We start from the raw sequence: 19,493 nt of genomic DNA, 5'->3' as shown, positions 1-19,493 counted from the left end.
GGGGCGAGGTTTCAGCCCTGCGCGTCGAGGTCACGCAGGGCGAAGCGGAGGTGCTGCCACTCCTCGCCGAAGATAACGTGAAGGCAGTGCAGGACGGACACGATGTGCTCGGGCCACCAGGCGCTCGGCCGAGACTCGGCGAGCAACTCCGGCGTGACCGTCGCGAGGAAGTCGCGCACCATGGCCTGTCGCTCGGCCCGCACCTGGAGGACCGCCTCGAAGGTCGGCTGCTCGGTGGTGAAGACCGACATGTCGAAGCCGTCGGTCTCGTACTCGACGTGCGACTGACCGAGCGGGTGGAACGGCTGGGGCAGGCGCAGGATCGCTTTGCCCAACCACGCGTCGGCGGCGAACACGAGATGACGCAGCGTCTGCGCGAACGACCACTCCCCATCGACCGAGACGTCGACCGCACCCTCGGGCATGGACACAGCCCGGTCGACCGCCGCCGCCCAGGCCCGTTCGATCGCCGCCCACGCCACGCGCAGGTCGTCCGGGTCCTTGGCCAGCCGGAGATCGCGCCCGGGGAACCGTCGGTTGAGCTCGGCCTCGACCAACGGCACGACATCGACGCCGTTGACCACGAGCGTGCCTTCGGCCAACCACGGCGCGTCGATGTCCAGGCCATCAACGTCGACGCCGCGCATCACCGCACCGGCCAGTGTCGAGCGGTTGAACCGCGCACCCCGCAGGTTCTCGTCGACGAAGACCGTGACGTCGTCCTGTGCCATGCGACTCCCATCCCTCGGCGGTCGCGGCGATGCTAGCGCCGGGGTGGGACAGGTTGAGGCACAGTGCGACGTGTGGCGCGCCGGCCGGGCTCGCCAACCCTCGCCGGGACCCGGCCCCGCCGACGTGTCGGCCCGCCGCGGTCAGGAGCGGGCGAGCCGCCGTAGCAGCGAGTCCGCGCCCAGCGGGTAGGCGCCGTGCCGGCGTACCCCGTCGGCGACCTCGCGGTCCGACGAGACCACGACCACCGGCCGGCCCGCCGGCTCGGCGCGGACCAGTCGCCGGATCAGCTCGTCGGCGGTCTCACCCTTGCGGGAGAAGAGCACCCGTACGCCGCGCGGCGCGGGCGGCAGCCCGTGCATCCGCTCGGCGCCGTCGAAGACCACTGTGACCTCGTCGCCGGTCTGCGCGGCGATCCCGCCCAGCCCGGTGATCAGGCGTTTGCGCTGCTGCTCCAGGGACATCTCGCCGAAGCCACGCTTGGTGACGTTGTAGCCGTCCACCACGAGGTGCGCCCGGGGCAGGGCCAGCAACTGGTCGAGCCGGGCCGGGTCGTCGGTGTCGCGGGCGCGGGCGGCGGGGCCGGCCGGGGCGGTGCCCGGCTGCTCGGCGAACGCCTCGGCGACGAAGTCGGCGGGGAGTTTGTCCACCGGGTCGAGCGCCAGCTCCCGGCGCAGCCCGACGGCGGCCTGGCCGATGGTCTCCAGGAGCAGCCAGAGCCGGGCGTCGTCGACCGAGCGGGCCTCCTTGGCGCTGGCCCGGGCCACCCCGGCGGCGGCCTCGGCCTCGGCCAGCCGGGCCCGGGCGCGGCGGAGTTCGGCGTCCACGTCGGCGCTGGCGCGGGCGGCCCGGCCGCGCTCAGTGGCCAGCAGCTCGGTGGCCTTCCGCTCGCGGGCCTGGGTCTCCCGCAGGGTGCGGGCCACCTGTCGGGACTCCTCGCGGAGCTGACCCAGCTCCTCGCGGACGCGGGCCAGCTCGTCGCGGAGCTTCTCGGCCTCGACCCGGGCCACCGCGCGGTCGTGCTCGGCCCGGGTGGCCCGCTGCTCGGCCTCGCGGACCAACTCGGCGACGACGGCGCTGTCCGCCTCGGCGCGCACGGCCGCGCCGCTGGCGTCGATCAGTTCCCGCCAGCCACGGGGCCGGGCCAGGTAGGCCAGCGCGGCCACCTCGACCGGGTCGGCGGCGGCCGGTGCGGTGCCCTCGACCACTGCCGCGCCGAGGTCACCGGCGTCGGTCAGGACCCGCGCGGTGACCCGCTGCCGGAACAGCGGGTCGGCGGTGAGCTGGGCGGCGATGACCGGCGCGCCGAGCCGGGCGCGCCGGTTGGGGGCGAACTTGGCCACCCGGCGCAACGGCACCGGGACCTCGTCGGTGGGGAGGGTGGGCAGCACCGCGGCGGTCAGCGTCACGATCCGCTGCCGGACCGGCTCGGGCAGGGTCGGCTCCGGCTCGACAGCGGGGCCGTCGCCCGTCGTCGTTGGGTCCGATGCGCCCGATGTGTCGTTGACTACGTTGTCGTCCGGGTTGCCCACAGCACCGTCGAGCGCGACCGGATCCTCCTGCGGGAGGTGGTCGTCGTACGGCTCGGTGAGGGGCATGTGGCAAGTCTCCCACCGCGACCGGGCCCACCGCCCGGTGAGTGAGCCGATCTCTCATCCTAGCCCCATGGTGACGGATGGGACGGCTGCGACGGGAGTGTCGGACCGGGACGCTAGCGTGCCGCCGATGGCACAGGCGGAGTACGTCCAGGAGTCACTGGCCGGTCTCGACCCGGCGGTGGGCGGGGTGGACCCGGCGCTGCCGCTCTACGCGACGACGTTCGTGGTGGTCGACCTTGAGACCACCGGCGGCGCGCCGGACGGCGGCGGCATCACCGAGATCGGCGCGGTCAAGGTGCGCGGTGGCGAGCAGTTGGGGGTGCTGGCGACCCTGGTCAACCCGGGCCAGCCGATTCCACCGTTCATCACAGTGCTGACCGGCATCACCCAGGCCATGCTGGTGCCGGCGCCGCCGATCGAGCAGGTGCTGCCGAGCTTCCTGGAGTTCATCGACGACGCGGTGCTGGTGGCCCACAACGCCCCGTACGACGTCGGCTTCCTCAAGGCCGCCTGCGCCAAGCACGGCTACCGCTGGCCCAACCCCCGTGTCCTGGACACGGCGGCGCTCGCCCGCCGGGTGCTGACCCGCGACGAGGTGCCCAACCGCAAGCTGGGCACCCTGGCCGCCTACTTCCGCACCGCCACCCAGCCCACCCACCGGGCGTTGGACGACGCGAAGGCCACCGTCGACGTGCTGCACGGGCTGATCGGTCGGCTCGGCGGGCACCGGGTGGACACGATCGGCGACGCCATCGAGTTCGCCCGTGCGGTCACCCCGACCCAGCGCCGCAAACGACACCTGGCCGAGGGGTTGCCCAAGGTTCCGGGGGTCTACATCTTCCGGGCCGCCGACGACCGGCCGCTCTACGTGGGCACGTCGGTCGACATCGCCACCAGGGTGCGCAGCTACTTCACCGCTGGCGAGAAGCGCGCCCGGATCTCCGAGATGCTGGGCGCGGCCGAGCGGGTCGAGGCGGTGGAGTGCGCCCATTCGTTGGAGGCGGAGGTCCGTGAGCTGCGGTTGATCGCCGCGCACGCCCCGCCGTACAACCGCCGGTCCAAATACCCGGAACGAATGGTCTGGCTCAAGCTGACCGACGGCCCGTACCCTCGGCTGTCAATCGTCCGCGACCTCTCCCCCACCGACACCGCGTACCTAGGGCCGTTCACCTCCCGGCGGGCCGCCGAGCTGGCCGCCGCCGGTTTCCACGACGCGGTGCCACTGCGCCAGTGCACGCACCGGCTCTCGCTGCGCACCGTCACGCCGGCCTGCGCGCTGGCCGAGCTGGGTCGCTGCCCGGCGCCCTGCGAACACAAGATCACCCCCGAGGAGTACGACGACAGCGCCGCCGCGCCCTTCCGTACCGCGACGGCCAGCGACCCCCAGCCGGTGGTGGACGCGCTGCTCGCGCGGATCGACGTGCTCTCCCGCGACCAGCGCTACGAGGAGGCCGCCGTGGTGCGGTCCCGGCTGGCCGCCGTGCTGCGGGCCACAGTGCGGATGCAGCGGCTGGCCGCGCTGACCGGGATCGTCGAGTTGGCCGCGGCCCGGCCGGCGGCCCGGGGCGGCTGGGAGTTGGCGCTGGTCCGGCACGGCCGACTGGCCGGCGCTGGGGTGTCCCCGCCGGGCGTGCACCCGCGTCCCACGTTGACCACGATCCGGGCCACCGCCGAGACGGTGTCGGGCGGGCACGGTCCGGTGCCGGCCGCCACCGCCGAGGAGTCCGAGCGGATCCTGTCCTGGTTGGAGCGACCGGAGACCCGACTCGTCGAGATGTCCTCCGGTTGGTCCTCTCCGGCGAGTGGCGCGGGCCGGTTCCGTGACCTGCTGGCGAAGGCCGAGGGCGGCGCGTCCCACCAACTCTCGACCGAACGCTCATGACCAACTGACCGATCGGACTACGTCGACTCGCTTAGGCTGTTAGAGAAGTGCAGTCCTGCCCGATTCGTGGGCCTGCTCCCCCGCCGGGTTCCGGCGATGCGGAGCCGGGGTGAGGAGGTGTCCCTCGTGGACGTCGACGCCGGACACGGCGCCGCCCTGGGGGGCGCCCTGCCGACACAGCCGGGTGAGCTGCCGCTCGCCCGCCGGCTGCGGTCGCTGCTCAGCTGGCCGACCACCGACTCGGACCCGGTCACCCAGCTGGTCCGCACCCACCGGGGCATCCACGCCGGCACCGACCCCGCGGTGCTGCGGCGTGCCTACACGATCGCGGAGAACATGCACCGCGGGCAGTTCCGCAAGAGCGGGGAACCGTACATCACCCATCCCCTCGCGGTGGCGCAGATCTGCGCCGAGCTGGGGATGGACACCACCACCCTGGTCGCGGCGCTGTTGCACGACACCGTGGAGGACACCCGCTACACCCTCCAGGCGCTCTCCGAGGACTTCGGCGGCGAGGTGGCCCACCTGGTCGACGGGGTGACCAAGTTCGACAAGGCGTTCTACGGCAAGGCCGCCGAGGCGGAGACGGTCCGCAAGATGATCGTCGCGGCCGCCAAGGACGTCCGAGTGCTGATCATCAAGCTGGCCGACCGGCTGCACAACATGCGGACGCTCGGGGTGCGCTCCGCGTCGTCGCGGGAACGGATCGCCCGCAAGACCCAGGAGGTGCTGGTCCCGCTCTGTGACCGGCTGGGCATCCAGACCCTCAAACGCGAGCTGGACGACGTGGTGCTGCTGCACCTTGAGCCCGACGAGCACGCCCGGCTGGCCCGGCACGTGCACGATCGGCCGGGCTGGGATTCGTACCTCGACTCGGTGGTCACCCGGGCCCGGGTGGCGTTGCGCCGCAGCCGGGTCGACGCCGAGGTGAGCCCCCGTCCCCGGCACCTCTACTCGATCTGGAAGGACACCATCGCCGGCGGCCACACCGCCCCGTACGACCTGCCCCGCATCGTGGTGGTGGTCGATGGCCCGGCCACCGACTGTTACGCCGCGCTGGGCGCGATCCACGGCACCTGGCGACCGGTGCCCGGCCGTTTCAAGGACTTCATCGCCTCACCGAAGAACAACCTCTACCGTTCGCTGCACACCAGCGTCTGCGGCCCCCAGGACCGCACAGTGGAGGTGCTGATCCGCACCGAGGAGATGCACCGCTCGGCCGAGTACGGCATCGCCGCCGACTTCCGTTTCCCCCGCTCCGGCAGCAGCACCGCCGCGGCCCGTGCCGAGCAGCTGGACTGGCTGCGCCGGGTGCTCGACTGGGAGCCGGACGCCGCCGACCCGGCACAGTTCTACGAGTCGCTGCGCTGCGACCTGGCCGAGGGGCAGATCCAGGTCTTCGCCGACGGACGACAGGTAGTGCTGCCGGCCGGTGCCACGCCTGTCGACCTCGCGTACGAGCTGGGCAACGACCGGGGCGACCACTGCCTCGCCGCCCGCATCAACGGTCGGCTGGCCCCGCTCAGTTCGGAGCTGGACGAGGGCGACGTGGTGGAGATCTTCACCGAGAACGACGGCGACAACGGCTTCGAGGCCGGTGTGGCGCCGCGGGGCCCGCGGCGGGAGTGGCTGACCTTCGTCAAGTCGCCGCACGCGCAGATGCAGATCAACCGGTGGTTCGCCGAGCACACCGAGCCGGGCATCACGATCAGCGACAAGGTGCGCCTCGGTCGGGCCACCATCGGGCTCGCCCTGCGCCAGCACAACCGGGGCCTCGCCAGTGACCTGCCGCTGCTCCGCCTCTCCGAGGAGTTGGGCTATCCCGACCTGGAGACCCTGCTGGTCGCGGTCTTCGACCGGGTGATCGAACCGGACACCGTGGTCCGCCAGCTCATCGACCTGGTCGACCATCGACAGTGACCCGGCGGCCCCAGCGCGTCCGAAGAACATTCGTGACCACTAGCCTGGAGTCATGATCCCCCGCTCCCGCGCCACCGGTCGGGCTCTTTTCTACCAGGCCTTCTACCGGCTGCCCCTGCCGGTGCGTCGGCGCCTGGTCCGGCTGGCCGTGCCCAAGTACATCGTCGGCGCGGTGACCCTGGTCCAGGACACCGAGGCGACGGGCGCGGGTCGGTTGCTCATGCTGCGCCAGCCGCCCGGCAAGGGTTGGTCACTCCCCGCCGGCCTGCTCAACCGGGGCGAGGCCCCGGTGGTGGGCGCGGCCCGTGAGCTGTTCGAGGAGTCCGGCGTCCGGCTCCCACCGTCCCGGCTGCGCCCGGCAGTGCCGAACGCAATCGTGCACGCCAAGGGCTGGGTGGACATGGTCTTCGAGGCCGAGGTGCCGGCGTCCAGCACCGAGCTGACCGTCGACGGCGCGGAGGTCTTCGAGGCCGCCTGGCACCCCCTGGACGACCTGCCCAAGCTGACCTGGCCGACGGCCCGGCTGCTCGCCTACTACGACATCGGGCCGCTGGCCGGGCAGTTCCCGCCGCCGGTTCCCGACGACACCCCGTGACCGTCGCGACCGGTGTACCGGCGAACCTGTGCGCGGTGGTGCTGGCCGCCGGCGAGGGCACGCGGCTGCGCCCGCTCACCGAACGGGTGCCCAAGGCGCTCTGCCCGGTGGGCAACGTCCCGCTGCTGGATCGGGCGTTGGCGCGGCTGGCCGGCCTGGGCCTGACCGGTCCCGATCGGGTCGCGGTCAACGCCTGCTACCTCGGCGACCAGGTGGTGGCGTACGTCGGCGACCGCGCACACCTGTCGGTGGAGCCGGGCGACCCACTGGGCACCGCGGGTGGGGTCGCCAACCTGCGGGACTGGATCGACGGGCGGCCGGTGCTGGTCGGCAACGCCGACGCGTACCTCGCCGACCCGGCTGCTCCCCCGGGCCCGGACGTCGCCGCCCTGCTCGACGGCTGGGACGGGCACACCGTACGCCTGCTCGGCCAGCCCGCCGCGGACCCGGCGGCGCCGGGCACCTTCGCCGGGCACTGCTTCACCGGCTTCTCGCTGCTGCCCTGGCGGCTGGTCCGGGACCTGCCGGTCGTCTTCTCGGACCTGGTTCGCGCCGTGTGGCGTCCGGCCGAGGCGGCGGGCGCCCTGGCGGTGGTGCCCTACCCGGGCACCTTCTTCGACACCGGCACCCCGGCCGACTACCTGGCGGCCAACCTGCACGCCGCGGCCGGCGGCGTTCTCGTCGAGGAGACCGCGACGGTGACCGGCCACTGCGTGGAGTCGGTCGTCGGCGCGGGCGCGCGGGTGGACGGCGACGTGTCCCGCACTGTGGTGTGGCCGGGCGCGACCGTACGGGCCGGTGAGCGGCTGCGGAACGTGATCCGGGCCGGGAGCGACCTGACCGTGCCCTGCCGCGCCCAGGGCTGAGCCCCGGCGGCTCCCGCCTCCGGTCTCGGGCCGGAACATCTAGCATGGGCGACGACGCCGACGAACGGAGAAATGCCCCGTGATCACCGCGATCGTGCTGATCGACTGCGCCACCGATGCGATCCCCGAGGTGGCGGAGAACCTGGCCAACCTTCCCGGTGTCAGCGAGGTCTACTCGGTGGCCGGGCACGTCGACCTCATCGCCATCGTCCGGGTCCGCGAGTTCGACCAGATCGCCCAGGTCATCGCGGGCAGCATCTCCAAGGTCCCGGGCGTGCTCAACACCGAGTCGCACATCGCCTTCCGGGCGTACTCGCAGCACGACCTGGAGGAGGCGTTCGCGATCGGTCTGGCCAGCGCCGACTGACCCGCTCGCCGTTTCTGGGGCCGTGCCGGCCGCACGGCGGCGCGTAGCGCGCACAGGGCGGCCGGCCCACCGCGAGGGTGGACCGGCCGTCTGCTGTGGCTACGTCAGCTCTCGCTGGGAGCCGGTACCTCGGTGCTGCCGCCGCCCGGAGCCGGCGACTCGGTGCCGGTGCCGCCCGGAGCCGGCGACTCGGTGACAGTGCCGCCCGGAGCCGGCGACTCAGTGCCGGTGCCGCCCGGGCTGGGCGTACCGCTGGCGCTGGTCTGCGGAACCGGGATGCCCAGCTTGTTGGCGAGCGCCACCAACTCGTCGTAGTGCGTCTGCAGCGTCGGCAGTGCCGTCTGCGCCAACTGGACCACCGACTGCTCGGAGCCCTGCGAGATCTCCGTCTGGGTGGCCTGGATGGCCTGGACGTGGCCGGCCAGCTCACTGGTCACCCAGAGCCGGTCGAACTCCGCACCGCTTGCGTTGTTCAGCCTGTCGATGACCGCCTGCTGATCGGCGCTGGGCTCGTTCGGCAGTTCCACCCCGAGCTGCGACGCGGTCTGCTGCACCGTCTGGTCCAGCTGGGTGTGGTCGGTCTTCAGCATCGCGCCCAGGTCCTTGACCCCCTGGTCCTGACCCTTCTGCTGAGCCAGGTCACCAGCGGTGATCTCGAACAGGTTGACCTGGTGTACCGCCTGCAGGTACTGGGTGTCCTGCGTTGACGGCTGTGCCGCGGCCTGCGCGGCCGCAGCCGGCGCGACACCGACCAGTACCAGCGCGGCCAACAGGCCGAGGCGTTTGATACCCAACATGCTTCCCCCCCTTGAGACGTTGGACCGCACGGATACCCGGCTCACCGGGGTTATTCCTGCGATCGCCCGTCGCGCGGGGTCGACCGGTCCCGTCAGGGCCGTCCGACTCCTGGTCGGATGGGTCGGGGGGTGTGGATACGACGGAGCGCCCGCCGGAATCCGGCGGGCGCCCCGTAACGGTGCGACTGGGCGGTCAGCGGCGGCTTTCGCCGCTGCCGATCTCCTCGCGCTCAGGTCGGGCCTCGACCGGCGGGTGTCCCGGCGAGACCGGTGCCTCGACCGGCTTCTCGATCGGGTAGAAGAAGCCCCGGATGGCCGGGCCGAGGGCCCCCAGCCGGTTCATCTTCTTGGGCACGACCCAGCCGACGTAGTCGAGCTGGCCGTGACCGTCCGCGTGCCCGTTGGACGCGCTGAGCGGCTGGTGCACCTCGACGAACCGGCCGTCCGGCATGCGCCGGATGATGCCGGTCTCCACGCCGTGCGCGAGCACCTCCCGGTCGTGCTGCTGCAGACCCAGGCAGAGCCGGTAGGTGACGTAGTACGCCAGCGGCGGGACCACCAGCAGGCCGATCCGGCCCGCCCAGGTCATCGCGTTCAGGCTGATCTGGAACTTGTCCGCGATCACGTCGTTGGCGCCGGAGAGCGTCAACACGATGTAGAACGAGACGGCCATGGCGCCGACGGCGGTCCGGGCCGGAGCATCCCGGGGACGCTCGAGCAGGTTGTGGCTCTTGCGGTCCTTGAGGTGCCGGGCTTCCAGGAACGGGTACATCGTCGACAGGCCAACCAGGATGCCGGGCAGCACGACCGTCGGCCAGAACAGCGGCGGGATGACGTACCCGTCGCCGATCGGGATGGGGATCTCCCAGGCCGGCATGAGTCGGGTCGACCCGTCGAGGAACATGACGTACCAGTCGGGCTGGCTGGCGGCCGAGACCACCCACGCCTCGTAGGGGCCGAACAGCCAGATCGGGTTGATCTGGAACAGACCGCCCATCAGCGCGATGACGCCGAAGACGACCATGAAGAAGCCGCCCTGCTTCAGCGCGTACCGCGGGAACATCCGTTCGCCGACCACGTTGTTGTTGGTCCGGCCAGGGCCGGGCCACTGGGTGTGCTTCTGCTTGAAGACCAGGCCCAGGTGGACGCTGATCAGCGCGACCAGCAGACCCGGGATGAGCAGCACGTGGGCGATGAAGAACCGGCTGATGATGATCGTGCCGGGGAACTCGCCGCCGAAGACCGACGAGGTGACCCAGGAGCCGATCACCGGGATGGACAGCATGATCGCCGAGGCGATCCGCAGGCCGGTGCCGGACAGGCCGTCGTCCGGCAGCGAGTAGCCGGTGAAGCCGGCCAGGAAGCCGACCCAGAACAGCAGCGAACCGATGATCCAGTTGGTCTCGCGCGGCTTGCGGAAGGCGCCGGTGAAGAACACCCGCAGCATGTGCACGACGATCGCGGCCATGAACAGCAGCGCCGCCCAGTGGTGCATCTGCCGCATCACCAGACCGCCGCGGACGTCGAACGAGATGTCCAGGCTGGAGGCGTACGCGGCGGACATCGGGGTGCCCTGCAACGGCGCGTAGCTGCCGTCGTAGACCACCTCGGTCATCGCCGGCTCGAAGAAGAAGGTGAGGAACACACCGGTCAGCAGCAGCACGACGAACGAGAACAGCGCGATCTCGCCGAGCAGGAAGGACCAGTGGTCCGGGAAGACCTTGTTCAGCAGCTTGCGCAGCGGGGTGGCCACCGCGAAGCGGTCGTCCACTCCCACCGCGGCCTTGCCCGGCGTCGCCGCAAGGTCAAACTTTCGACGCTTCATGGCCGCTCCCAGAAATCAGGCCCGACGGTCTCGGTGTAGTCGGACTTCGCCACGAAGAAGCCCTCGGAGTCCACCTCGATCGGCAGCTGCGGCAGCCGCCGGCTGGCGGGGCCGAAGACTGGCCGGGCGTTGTCGGTGATCAGGAACTGGGACTGGTGGCACGGGCAGAGCAGCCGGTTGGTCTGCTGCTCGTACAGGCTGGCCGGGCATCCCGCGTGCGTGCAGATCTTGGAGAACGCCGCGTAGTTGCCCCACATGTAGTCACCGTGGCCGACCTTCTCGTTGGCCCGGCGCGACTCCTGCGCGTCGGAGTCGCGGAGGTGGATCAGCAGCGTCGGCGAGTCGGCGTGCCTGTTGCTCACGCCGTGGTCGATGCCGGGGAAGACGGTCAGCTGCCCACCGCTGCTGATGTCCGCCGGGCGGATCGGCCGGCCGTCCTCGCGGACCAGACGGATCCGCTGGCCGCCCTCGGCCGCTGCGAACCCGGTGGTGAACATCTGGTTGTTCTTGTGCGGCTGCGAGATCAGGCCGCCGACCAGCGGCGCCGCGGCGACCGCGGCGACCGGCGCGAGACCGGCCAGCAGCGAGATGCCGAGCAGGGGGCGACGCTTCACACCCAGTTCGTCAGCCATGTAGAGCATGGTCTGGCCGGTGATGGTGCGGCCTTCGGAGTCCACCTGGCCCTCGTGCCGGTCCTGGATCGAGACCTCCTTGGGCAGCAACTTCTTGCCCCAGGTCAGGATGCCGAAGCCGACGGCGAGCAGCGCCACGCCGAGGGTGAAGCCGAGCAGCGGGGTGTAGAACTTGTCGCCGCCCCGGCCCGCCTCGTACTGCCACGGCCACCAGATGTAGATGGCCAGGAAGGCGGTCGCGGCCAGGCCGGTGATCAGGAAGAAGCCGGCGACCACCCGGGTCAGCCGACGCTCCGCCTTGGTGCCCGGCAGCACCTGCGGCTCGTAGTGGACGATCTCGATGTCGTCCCGGCGCGCGCCCTCACGAACGATGTCGAAACGGGTCAGCTTGGGGTCGTTCACGTCGAGCGGCTCCGGGCCCTGTGAGGCCTGGTGCTCGGTGTGGGTGCTCATGCCGTCACCTCGCTACGGGTGGCGCCGAGCGGCACCACGGCACTGAATCGGATGGCCTGCTCGATCACGACTTACCCGCAATCCACAGGCTAGCGAAGACGAGCGCCACGATGCCAACCAGGAAGATCGCCAGGCCCTCGGTGGACGGGCCGTACCGCCCGAGGTTGAACCCGCCCGGGTCCTGGTCGTGCTTCAGCGTCTCCTGGATGTAGGCGATGATGTCGGCCTTCTGCTCCGGCCGGAGCTGGTTGTCGCCGAACACCGGCATGTTCTGCGGGCCGCTCAGCATCGCCGCGTAGATCTGGCGGTCGGTCGCGGGGTGCAGGCTCGGGGCGAACTTGCCCGAGGAGAGCGCACCGCCGCCGCCACCAAAGGCGTGGCACTGCGAGCAGTTGATCCGGAACAGCTCACCGCCGGCGGCGATGTTGCCGTCCTCGCGGAGGTCGTCGCCCTCGGGCACGACCGGGCCGCCGCCAAGCTCCTGGATGTACTGGGCCAGCTGACGGGTCTGCTCGTCGTTGAAGACCGGGGGCTTGCGGTGCGCCTGGGCCTCCTGGCGGGCCAGCGGCATCCGCCCGGAGCTGACCTGGAACTCGACAGATGCCGCGCCGACGCCGATCAGGCTCGGCCCGCGGCCCTCGACGCCCTGGGCGTTGCGGCCGTGGCAGGTCACGCAGCTCACGTCGAACAGCGCCTTGCCCTCGGCGGCGGCGCCGGTCAGCTGCGGGTTGTCCTGCGCCTGGGCGCCCGGGGCGAAGACGGTGTACGCGCCACCGGCGAGCATCAGCGCGGCGATCAGCCGGACCGCGGCGCCCAGCCGGCGGCGGCCCCTGCTGCGCACGGCGGGCCGCTCACGCAACCGCGCGAGCAGACCGCGTCGGCGGTCGTTGTCAGAAGTCATGAGCGGTGTCCTTAACCGGTTGGACCTGTCTCAGGGGACGGAGCAGCAGCGCGGAATGTGACGCGCAAGATCACTGGAGCCAGTAGATCATGGCGTACAGCCCGATCCACACGACGTCGACGAAGTGCCAGTAGTACGACACGACGATCGCCGACGTCGCCTGCGCCGGAGTGAACCGGCCCATGGTCGTACGGACCATGAAGATGATGAAGGCGATCAGACCACCGGTCACGTGCAGGCCGTGGAAGCCGGTGGTCAGGTAGAACACCGACCCGTACCCGTCTTCGTTGATCTTGATGCCGTCGGCGACCAGGTGCCGGTACTCGTTCAGCTGGCCGAGGACGAAGATCAGGCCCATCACGAAGGTGACGGTGAACCAACGCCGCAGCGCGTGCACGTCACCCTTCTCCGCCGCGAAGACGCCGAGCTGGCACGTCACCGAGGACAGCACCAGGATCACCGTGAAGGTGGTCGCGTACGGGATGTTCAGCGCCTCGGTGTGCTTCTCCCACTGCTCCGGCGCAGCCGCGCGGATGGAGAAGTACATCGCGAACAGCGCCGCGAAGAACATGAGTTCGCTTGAGAGCCACACGATCGTCCCGACGCTGACCATGTTCGGTCGGGTCAGAGAGTGGATCCGGCTCTTGTCAATGGCTGGGGCCGCAGTCACGCCGTCATTATTGCCCCTGACCGGGGCAGCCGATCAGCGGGGTGGCAAACCTGCGCCTTCCGTGGCCCGAGCGTCAGGGTCCGGTTCGCCTGGCCTAGCCTGAAAAGCGTGCTGCACGTCGATCCGATCTTCGCCGCCACCTCGGCCCCGCCGCCGTTCACCGTCGGCGCGGTGCTGACCGAGACCCGGCTGGACAGCTGGCTGGCCCTCGGCCTGGTGCTCGCCGCCGGCCTGTACCTCTACGGGGTCTACCGGCTACGCCTGCGCGGCGACCGCTGGCCGATCGCCCGTACCGTGTTCTTCCTCGGCCCCGGCCTGGGCGGCATTGCGCTCGTCACGGTCAGCGGGCTGCACGCGTACGACACCGCGCTGCTGTCCGTACACATGATCCAGCACATGGTGCTCTCCATGGTGGCGCCGATCTTCCTGGCGCTGGGCGCACCGATGACCCTGGCCCTGCGGACCCTGCCGGTCGGCCCGCGCAAGCGCCTGCTCGCGATCGTGCACAGCCGCGTCGCCCGGGTCTACAGCTTCCCGCTGGTGGCGTTCGCCATCTTCGTGGTCAACCCGTTCGTGCTGTACTTCAGTGATCTGTACCGCTACACGCTCGAACACGCCTGGGCGCACGAGCTGGTGCACGCGCACTTCATCATGACCGGCTGCGTGTTCTTCTGGCCGCTGCTCGGCCTCGACCCGCTGCCCGGCCGGTGGCCGTACCCGGCGCGTGCGCTGCTGATGCTGCTCTCCGTGCCGTTCCACACAGTGCTCGGCCTCACCATCATGCAGAGCAGCACGCTCTTCGGCGGCGACTGGTACCCGTCGCTGAACCTCGGTTGGGTCGACCCGTGGCAGGACCAGGTGGTCGCCGGCGGCATCCTGTGGGCCGGTGGCGAGTTCGTCAGTGTGACCATGCTCGCGGTGCTGGTGGTGCAGTGGGTCAAGCAGTCCGAGCGGGAGGCCCGCCGGGTGGACCGCGAGCTGGACCGCCAGGAGGCCCGCGAACGCGCAGCCGACGCCGCGCCCGCCTGAGCTGCCCGGACGGTACGCCCCGACGCGCGACGCCGGGCGGGATGTCGGCTACGTCACGCCGACCGGTACGATCTGCGGGCAGCTACGAGGTGGGAGTTCCGGCATGACCGATCGTCTTTGCACCGTGTTGCTCTACAGCGACGACCCGCAGGTCCGTGATCGGATGCGGATGGCTGTCGGCACCCGGCCAGCTCCCGGTCTGCAGATCGAGTTCGTCGAGGCGTCGACCTACGCGGAGACCATCCGGCTGGTCGACGACTACGAGATCGACCTGCTTCTGCTCGACGGTGAGGCGAGCCCGGGCGGCGGCATCGGCATCGCCCGGCAGGTCAAGGACGACCGGGACGACGCTCCCCCGACCTGCCTGGTGATCGCCCGCGCCGCCGACCGATGGCTCGCCGCGTACGCCGAGGTCGACGCGACGCTGGTGCACCCGCTCGACCCGGTGACCACCGGCGGCACGGTGGCCGAGCTGCTGCGGACGCACGCACCCGCCTGACGTCCCACGCTCCTCCGGCACCCCCACGGCGCCGGATCTCCTCGGCGCCGGTTCCAGCCCACTCGCACTTCGCATGCTCGGGAGGCCCGCCATGGGCGATCGGACCTGGCCGCACCTGCTCAACGCGCTGCTGCGCGGTGACGAACTCTCCACCGCCGACACCGCCTGGGCGATGGACGAGATCATGACCGGCTCGGCGAGCGCGGCGCAGATCGCCGCCTTCGCCGTGGCGCTGCGGGCCAAGGGCGAGACCCCTGCGGAGCTGGCCGGCCTGGTGGAGGCGATGCTCGGTCGCGCGGTCCCGGTGGAGCTGCCCGAGGAGCTGCGCCGGACCGCCCTCGACGTGGTCGGCACCGGCGGTGACCTCGCCCACACGGTGAACATCTCCACGATGACGGCGCTGGTGGTCGCCGGCACGGGCGTCCGTGTCGTGAAGCACGGCAACCGGGCCGCCTCCTCCCTGTGCGGCACCGCCGACCTGCTGGAGTTCCTCGGCATCCCGCTGGATCTCGGCCCGGAGCAGGTTGCCCGCTGTGTCGAGGAGGCCGGCATCGGGTTCTGCTTCGCGGCCCGCTTCCACCCCGGGATGCGGCACGCCGGCCCGGTCCGCCGCGAGGTGGGCGTGCCCACCTTCTTCAACTTCCTCGGCCCGCTGACCAACCCGGCCCGCCCCCGGGCCGGCGCGGTCGGCTGCTTCGACCTGCGGATGGCCCCGGTGATGGCCAGTGTGTTCGCGGCCCGTGGCGACTCGGCGATCGTGATGCGCGGCGAGGACGGGCTGGACGAGTTCACCACCGCCGCGCCGACCCGGATCTGGGCGGCCCAGGGCGGCACCGTACGCGAGGCTGTGCTGGACGCGACGGACCTGGGGGTGCCCCGGTCCACCCTCGCCGACCTGCGCGGCGGTGACGCCGCGTACAACGCGGGCGTGGCCCGTCGCCTGCTGGCCGGCGAGACGGGCCCGGTGCGGGACGCGGTGCTGGTCAACGCGGCGGCGGCGCTGGCCACCCAGGGCCCGCTGGACGGCGACCTGACCGAGGCGCTCCGCGCCGGCCTGGCCCGTGCGGCCGACTCGATCGACTCCGGCGCGGCCGCCGCGACCCTGGACCGTTGGATCGAGACCGCCACCGCCTGACCTCACCACCACCCGACCCGTCGGCGCCGCGGATGGCGACCAGCGGGCGACGGTGCGCGGAGATTTGTCGGACCCGTCTGGGAAACTACAGCTGAGTAGTTCTCTGCTGCCGTCGGTGCGTCACTGTCGCATCCGGGGGCGGTCCGCCTGGTATCCGAGAGGAGACGCCCGTGTCGCACCGCGAGCTCTACTGCGACGTCTGCGAGGGCGTGGCGCTGTTCGAGGCTCCGCCCTGCGTCGACGGCCACGGCACCGACTGTCCAGAGCTGATCTGCACCGACTGCGGCGCCGCCGTCGTGGTCAGCGCGTTCGCCTTCCCGGTCACCCGGTTGGCCGCCCGCCGCCACCAGCCCGCCCGACGTCGCGCCGCCTGACCACAGCACCGCCGGCCGCCCGCGGACAGGGTGGAACATGACCGAAGGCCCGCTCCCCCACTCGGGGAACGGGCCTTCGTCGTGTCGGGTCGGTCGCGACGGCGACCGGGTGGGTCAGTGCTCGGCGGTACGCCGGGTGCCGCTGTAGTACTCGAACAGGAGCCCACAGGCGGAGAAAACGACGGCCAGCAGGCCGGCACCGATCAGCCAGTACTGCCAGAACACCAGGCCGAGCGCGGCGATCGCGGCAGCCAGCGCCAGACCGAACGGCCAGTAGCTGCCCGGGCTGAAGAAGCCGACCTCACCAGCGCCGTCGGCGATCTCGGCGTCCGGGCGGTCCTCCGGGCGCAGGTCAATGCGGCGGGAGACGAACCAGAAGAAGCCACCGCACATCGAGCAGAGCAGGAACGACAGCAGCAGGGCAACGGTGCCGACCCACTCGATGCCGCCCGACTCACCGTTCGTCCAGGCGCCGTAGAGGATGGTGGCGCCGAGGAGGAACCCGGCGATGATCAGGAAGATACGCCACTCGGTCTTCATATGGCTGCCTCAGCTTCCCGTGCGGGCCGGAACGTCGTCCGGGTTGAAGTTGCCCTGCGTCCGGCGGGTGTCGAACGGCCGCGTGGTCGTCGCGTACGGCTGCTCACCGATCGCGGACAGCGCATCCTGGGTCGACTTGCCGCTCTGCTTGGCCGCGAGGAACTGGTCGTACTTCTCCGGCGAGACCACCCGCAGCTCGAAGTTCATGAACGCGTGGTAGCTGCCGCACAGTTCGGCGCAGCGCCCGACGTAGGCACCCTCGGCGTCCAGGCTTGAGACCTCGAACACGTTGCGGATCTTGCCCGGCATGACGTCCCGCTTGAAGAGCAGCTCCGGCACCCAGAACGAGTGGATGACGTCGCGGCTGGTCTCCTCGAACCGGATGGACCGGTTGGTCGGCAGCACCAGCACCGGGATGACCTCACTGGTGCCGAGCGTCGACGCGGTGGTGCGGGCTTCCGTGCCCTGGCCGTCCCGGTAGTTGAACTGCCAGTTCCACTTGAACGCGACGACCTCGACCGTGACGTCCGGGTTCTTCGACAACTTGTCGACGTCGGTCTGCACGATCGCCGTGTAGTAGAAGAGCACGGAGACGATCAGGATCGGCGCGATGGTGTAGAGGAACTCCATCGGCATGTTGTAGCGGGTCTGCACCGGCAGCGCGTTGCCACGCTTGCGGTAGCGCACGACGCACCAGAAGATCAGGCCCCACACGAAGACGCCGACCGCGAGCGCGGCGATGCAGGAGGCGATCCACAGGTCGTACATCCGCTTGGACTCCGGCGAGATGCCGCCCTGCGGCCAGCCGAAGCCGTCGAACGTCTGACCCACGTCACAGCCCGTGAGCAGAACCAGCAACGCCACGCCACCGAGACCGAGCCCGGCCAGGCGACCAGCACCACGCCCCCGGCGTCCACCAACCCCTGGGGAAGCGCTGTGCCGTACGGCCGACGGCCGTACCTCCGAACTCCTTGCGACCACCTGGTCCTGCCTCCCTAGCGCGCCGCGGTGCGTCTTTCCTCAGCACCCGCGGCAAAGGCGTCACCGACGGTCGCAGATTACTCGACCATGACGGACTCGGCCGTGGTGGGGTCACTGTCCGACCCCCATCGGGGGGATCCTGGGCATACCGCCGCGATAGCGTCTTGGTCTGTGAGCGCGAGGAGTGAGGCGGGGTTGCGAGCCCCGCAGCCGCGAACGAAGGCAGGTCTGTGAGCGCATCCCCGGTCTACCTGGACGCGGCGACCGCCGCGCCGATGCATCCGGTCGCGCGGCAGGCTCTGCTGGCCGCGCTCGACGACGGCTGGGCCGACCCGGGCAAGCTGTACACGCAGGCCCGACGGGCCCGGCAACTGCTCGACGCCGCCCGCGAGGCCACCGCGCTGACGCTCGGCGTCCGCGCCGATGAGGTCTCCTTCACCCCCAGTGGTACGACCGCAGCCCACGGCGCGGTGCTCGGGGGCCTGGCGGGGCGGCGCCGGGTCGGGTCGACGCTGGTGCACTCGGCGATCGAGCACTCGGCGGTGCTGCACGCGGCGGAACGGCACGTCGGCGCGGGCGGGACCGCCGCCGCGGTGCCGGTCGACCGGTTGGGCCGGCTGGACCTGACCGCGTGGTCGACCGCCGTTCGGGCGCCGGGGGTGGCGCTGGCCGCGTTGATTACCGCCAGTCACGAGGTGGGGACGGTGCAGCCGGTCGCCGAGGCGGCGGCGGCCTGCGCCGACGTGGGTGTGCCGCTGTACGTGGACGCGGCGCAGTCGGTGGGCCGGGTGCCCCTGCCGGCCGGCTGGTCGGTGCTCACGGCGAGCGCCCACAAGTGGGGTGGGCCACCCGGCGTGGGGGTGCTGGCGGTCCGGAAGGGCACTCGCTGGGAGTCACCCTGGCCGTCCGACGAGCGGGAGGGCGGACGTACCCCCGGGGTGGTGAACCTGCCCGCGGTCGTGGCGGCGGCGGCGAGCCTTCGGGCGGCGGCGGCCGACGCGGCGGCCGAGGCGACCCGGCTGGCCGCCCTTGTGGACCGGGTCCGGGAGCGGGTCGCGGCGGAGGTGCCCGACGTGGAGGTGGTCGGCGACCCGGTGCTCCGGCTCCCCCACCTGGTCACCTTCTCGTGCCTGTACGTCGACGGGGAGGCGTTGCTGCACGCCCTGGACCGGCGGGGCTTCGCCGTGTCGTCCGGCTCGTCCTGCACCTCGTCCACGTTGCGTCCGTCGCACGTGCTGGAGGCGATGGGTGTGCTCTCGCACGGCAACGTGCGGGTCAGCCTGCACCGGGAGACGACCGAGGCGGACGTGGAGCGGTTCCTGACCGAGCTGCCGGCGATCGTCGCCGGTCTGCGCGCCGACGCCGGGGTGGTGGGGCTGTGACGATGCCGGACGAGGTGATCGACTGCCGGGGGCAACGCTGCCCGCTGCCGGTGATCGCGGCGGCGCGACGGATGCCCGAGGTGCCGGTCGGCACTGTGGTCCGGGTGCTGGCCGACGACCCGGCGGCGGCGGTCGACATCCCCGCCTGGTGCCGGATGCGCGGCCAGGAGTTCCTCGGCTCCGTCAACGGTCCGGACGGCCCCGCCTACGACGTACGCCGCACCCACTGACCCCCGCGCTACCCCCGCGCCCCGCGATCTTGCATTTTCTGCGCGGACAAAGCGGTACAGAAGCCGCGATACGGCGACAGAAAGTGCA

The 19,493-nt window shown here is 71.5% G+C and carries 20 protein-coding genes; 11 read left to right on the top strand and 9 right to left on the bottom strand.

The window, feature by feature from the left end; translation table 11 throughout:
* Positions 1-11: 11 nt before the first annotated feature.
* Both FB453_RS29370 and FB453_RS29365 read right to left on the bottom strand, forming a co-directional pair.
* Positions 12-731, bottom strand: coding sequence for a DinB family protein (locus FB453_RS29370; RefSeq protein ID WP_145795439.1), 720 nt, complete (start codon positions 729-731; stop codon positions 12-14).
* 141 nt (positions 732-872) lie between these two features.
* Positions 873-2,327 (bottom strand): NYN domain-containing protein, encoded by a 1,455-nt coding sequence (locus FB453_RS29365; RefSeq protein WP_145795437.1) that lies wholly within the window; start codon positions 2,325-2,327, stop codon positions 873-875.
* 127 nt (positions 2,328-2,454) lie between these two features.
* Between FB453_RS29365 and FB453_RS29360 the strand changes: the two genes are divergently transcribed.
* The 5 genes from FB453_RS29360 to FB453_RS29340 all read left to right on the top strand — a co-directional run bounded on the left by FB453_RS29360 (position 2,455) and on the right by FB453_RS29340 (position 7,957).
* The gene (locus FB453_RS29360; RefSeq protein WP_112582803.1) at positions 2,455-4,209 is read left to right on the top strand and encodes a DEDD exonuclease domain-containing protein; all 1,755 of its coding nucleotides are present in this window, start codon (positions 2,455-2,457) and stop codon (positions 4,207-4,209) included.
* Positions 4,210-4,335: 126 nt separating this feature from the next.
* Entirely contained in the window at positions 4,336-6,129 is a 1,794-nt protein-coding gene (locus tag FB453_RS29355; protein WP_112582834.1) for a RelA/SpoT family protein, read from the top strand.
* A 52-nt stretch (positions 6,130-6,181) separates the two neighbouring features.
* Positions 6,182-6,724 carry an NUDIX domain-containing protein gene (locus FB453_RS29350; protein WP_145795435.1) on the top strand — a complete coding sequence of 181 codons (543 nt, stop codon included), beginning with the start codon at positions 6,182-6,184 and terminating at the stop codon, positions 6,722-6,724.
* Positions 6,721-7,590, top strand: coding sequence for an NTP transferase domain-containing protein (locus FB453_RS29345; RefSeq protein WP_145795433.1), 870 nt, complete (start codon positions 6,721-6,723; stop codon positions 7,588-7,590). Before FB453_RS29350 ends, FB453_RS29345 begins: the two co-directional genes overlap by 4 nt.
* Positions 7,591-7,669: 79 nt before the next feature.
* The gene (locus tag FB453_RS29340; protein ID WP_074313163.1) at positions 7,670-7,957 is read left to right on the top strand and encodes an Lrp/AsnC family transcriptional regulator; all 288 of its coding nucleotides are present in this window, start codon (positions 7,670-7,672) and stop codon (positions 7,955-7,957) included.
* 104 nt (positions 7,958-8,061) lie between these two features.
* On the opposite strand, the gene FB453_RS29335 is transcribed toward FB453_RS29340, so the two are convergent.
* The 5 genes from FB453_RS29335 to ctaE form a co-directional block, all read right to left on the bottom strand.
* A complete protein-coding gene (locus FB453_RS29335) occupies positions 8,062-8,754 on the bottom strand; it encodes a DUF4142 domain-containing protein (protein WP_112601744.1) in 693 nt (230 codons plus the stop codon).
* Between the two features lie 193 nt (positions 8,755-8,947).
* A complete protein-coding gene (qcrB, locus tag FB453_RS29330) occupies positions 8,948-10,579 on the bottom strand; it encodes a cytochrome bc1 complex cytochrome b subunit (RefSeq protein WP_112582807.1) in 1,632 nt (543 codons plus the stop codon).
* Positions 10,576-11,664: a cytochrome bc1 complex Rieske iron-sulfur subunit gene (gene qcrA, locus FB453_RS29325; RefSeq protein ID WP_112582808.1), complete on the bottom strand. Its 1,089-nt coding sequence runs from the start codon at positions 11,662-11,664 to the stop codon at positions 10,576-10,578. The genes qcrB and qcrA overlap by 4 nt, the downstream gene beginning before the upstream one ends.
* A gap of 64 nt (positions 11,665-11,728) precedes the next feature.
* Positions 11,729-12,565, bottom strand: coding sequence for a cytochrome bc1 complex diheme cytochrome c subunit (gene qcrC, locus FB453_RS29320; RefSeq protein ID WP_112731729.1), 837 nt, complete (start codon positions 12,563-12,565; stop codon positions 11,729-11,731).
* Between the two features lie 70 nt (positions 12,566-12,635).
* Complete coding sequence (gene ctaE / locus FB453_RS29315) at positions 12,636-13,235, bottom strand: aa3-type cytochrome oxidase subunit III (RefSeq protein WP_112582810.1); 600 nt, start codon at positions 13,233-13,235, stop codon at positions 12,636-12,638.
* A 108-nt stretch (positions 13,236-13,343) separates the two neighbouring features.
* Between ctaE and FB453_RS29310 the strand changes: the two genes are divergently transcribed.
* The 4 genes from FB453_RS29310 (at position 13,344) to FB453_RS29295 (ending at position 16,272) form a co-directional block, all read left to right on the top strand.
* A complete protein-coding gene (locus tag FB453_RS29310) occupies positions 13,344-14,264 on the top strand; it encodes a cytochrome c oxidase assembly protein (RefSeq protein ID WP_372494870.1) in 921 nt (306 codons plus the stop codon).
* A 103-nt stretch (positions 14,265-14,367) separates the two neighbouring features.
* Positions 14,368-14,763 carry a helix-turn-helix domain-containing protein gene (locus tag FB453_RS29305; RefSeq protein WP_091407513.1) on the top strand — a complete coding sequence of 132 codons (396 nt, stop codon included), beginning with the start codon at positions 14,368-14,370 and terminating at the stop codon, positions 14,761-14,763.
* Positions 14,764-14,854: 91 nt separating this feature from the next.
* A complete protein-coding gene (gene trpD, locus FB453_RS29300) occupies positions 14,855-15,898 on the top strand; it encodes an anthranilate phosphoribosyltransferase (protein ID WP_112582811.1) in 1,044 nt (347 codons plus the stop codon).
* A 170-nt stretch (positions 15,899-16,068) separates the two neighbouring features.
* Complete coding sequence (locus FB453_RS29295; protein WP_145795430.1) at positions 16,069-16,272, top strand: hypothetical protein; 204 nt, start codon at positions 16,069-16,071, stop codon at positions 16,270-16,272.
* Between the two features lie 114 nt (positions 16,273-16,386).
* Here the strand turns inward: FB453_RS29295 and FB453_RS29290 are convergent, their stop codons facing one another.
* Positions 16,387-16,812, bottom strand: coding sequence for a cytochrome c oxidase subunit 4 (locus FB453_RS29290; RefSeq protein WP_112582813.1), 426 nt, complete (start codon positions 16,810-16,812; stop codon positions 16,387-16,389).
* A 9-nt stretch (positions 16,813-16,821) separates the two neighbouring features.
* Positions 16,822-17,793 carry an aa3-type cytochrome oxidase subunit II gene (gene ctaC, locus FB453_RS29285; RefSeq protein WP_112582814.1) on the bottom strand — a complete coding sequence of 324 codons (972 nt, stop codon included), beginning with the start codon at positions 17,791-17,793 and terminating at the stop codon, positions 16,822-16,824.
* Positions 17,794-18,023: 230 nt separating this feature from the next.
* Here ctaC and FB453_RS29280 point away from each other — a divergent pair, with 230 nt between their 5' ends.
* Together FB453_RS29280 and FB453_RS29275 are read left to right on the top strand one after the other, a co-directional pair.
* A complete protein-coding gene (locus tag FB453_RS29280; protein ID WP_145795428.1) occupies positions 18,024-19,175 on the top strand; it encodes an aminotransferase class V-fold PLP-dependent enzyme in 1,152 nt (383 codons plus the stop codon).
* Positions 19,172-19,405: a sulfurtransferase TusA family protein gene (locus FB453_RS29275; RefSeq protein ID WP_091407500.1), complete on the top strand. Its 234-nt coding sequence runs from the start codon at positions 19,172-19,174 to the stop codon at positions 19,403-19,405. The genes FB453_RS29280 and FB453_RS29275 overlap by 4 nt, the downstream gene beginning before the upstream one ends.
* The last annotated feature ends 88 nt before the right edge of the window (positions 19,406-19,493 follow it).

Source organism: Micromonospora sp. CNZ322 (genome assembly GCF_007827755.1).
Note: the sequence above shows the minus strand (reverse complement) of the source record. Positions and strands in the feature narration are given on the sequence as shown.

Bases quoted from the DNA above. Each gene is read 5' to 3' on its own strand.
- qcrB (WP_112582807.1), bottom strand. From the start codon at position 10,579: ATGAAGCGTCGAAAGTTTGACCTTGCGGCGACGCCGGGCAAGGCCGCG.
- FB453_RS29360 (WP_112582803.1), top strand. From the start codon at position 2,455: ATGGCACAGGCGGAGTACGTCCAGGAGTCACTGGCCGGTCTCGACCCG.
- FB453_RS29290 (WP_112582813.1), bottom strand. From the start codon at position 16,812: ATGAAGACCGAGTGGCGTATCTTCCTGATCATCGCCGGGTTCCTCCTC.
- FB453_RS29335 (WP_112601744.1), bottom strand. From the start codon at position 8,754: ATGTTGGGTATCAAACGCCTCGGCCTGTTGGCCGCGCTGGTACTGGTC.
- FB453_RS29365 (WP_145795437.1), bottom strand. From the start codon at position 2,327: ATGCCCCTCACCGAGCCGTACGACGACCACCTCCCGCAGGAGGATCCG.
- FB453_RS29370 (WP_145795439.1), bottom strand. From the start codon at position 731: ATGGCACAGGACGACGTCACGGTCTTCGTCGACGAGAACCTGCGGGGT.
- trpD (WP_112582811.1), top strand. From the start codon at position 14,855: ATGGGCGATCGGACCTGGCCGCACCTGCTCAACGCGCTGCTGCGCGGT.
- FB453_RS29350 (WP_145795435.1), top strand. From the start codon at position 6,182: ATGATCCCCCGCTCCCGCGCCACCGGTCGGGCTCTTTTCTACCAGGCC.
- qcrC (WP_112731729.1), bottom strand. From the start codon at position 12,565: ATGACTTCTGACAACGACCGCCGACGCGGTCTGCTCGCGCGGTTGCGT.
- qcrA (WP_112582808.1), bottom strand. From the start codon at position 11,664: ATGAGCACCCACACCGAGCACCAGGCCTCACAGGGCCCGGAGCCGCTC.
- FB453_RS29305 (WP_091407513.1), top strand. From the start codon at position 14,368: ATGACCGATCGTCTTTGCACCGTGTTGCTCTACAGCGACGACCCGCAG.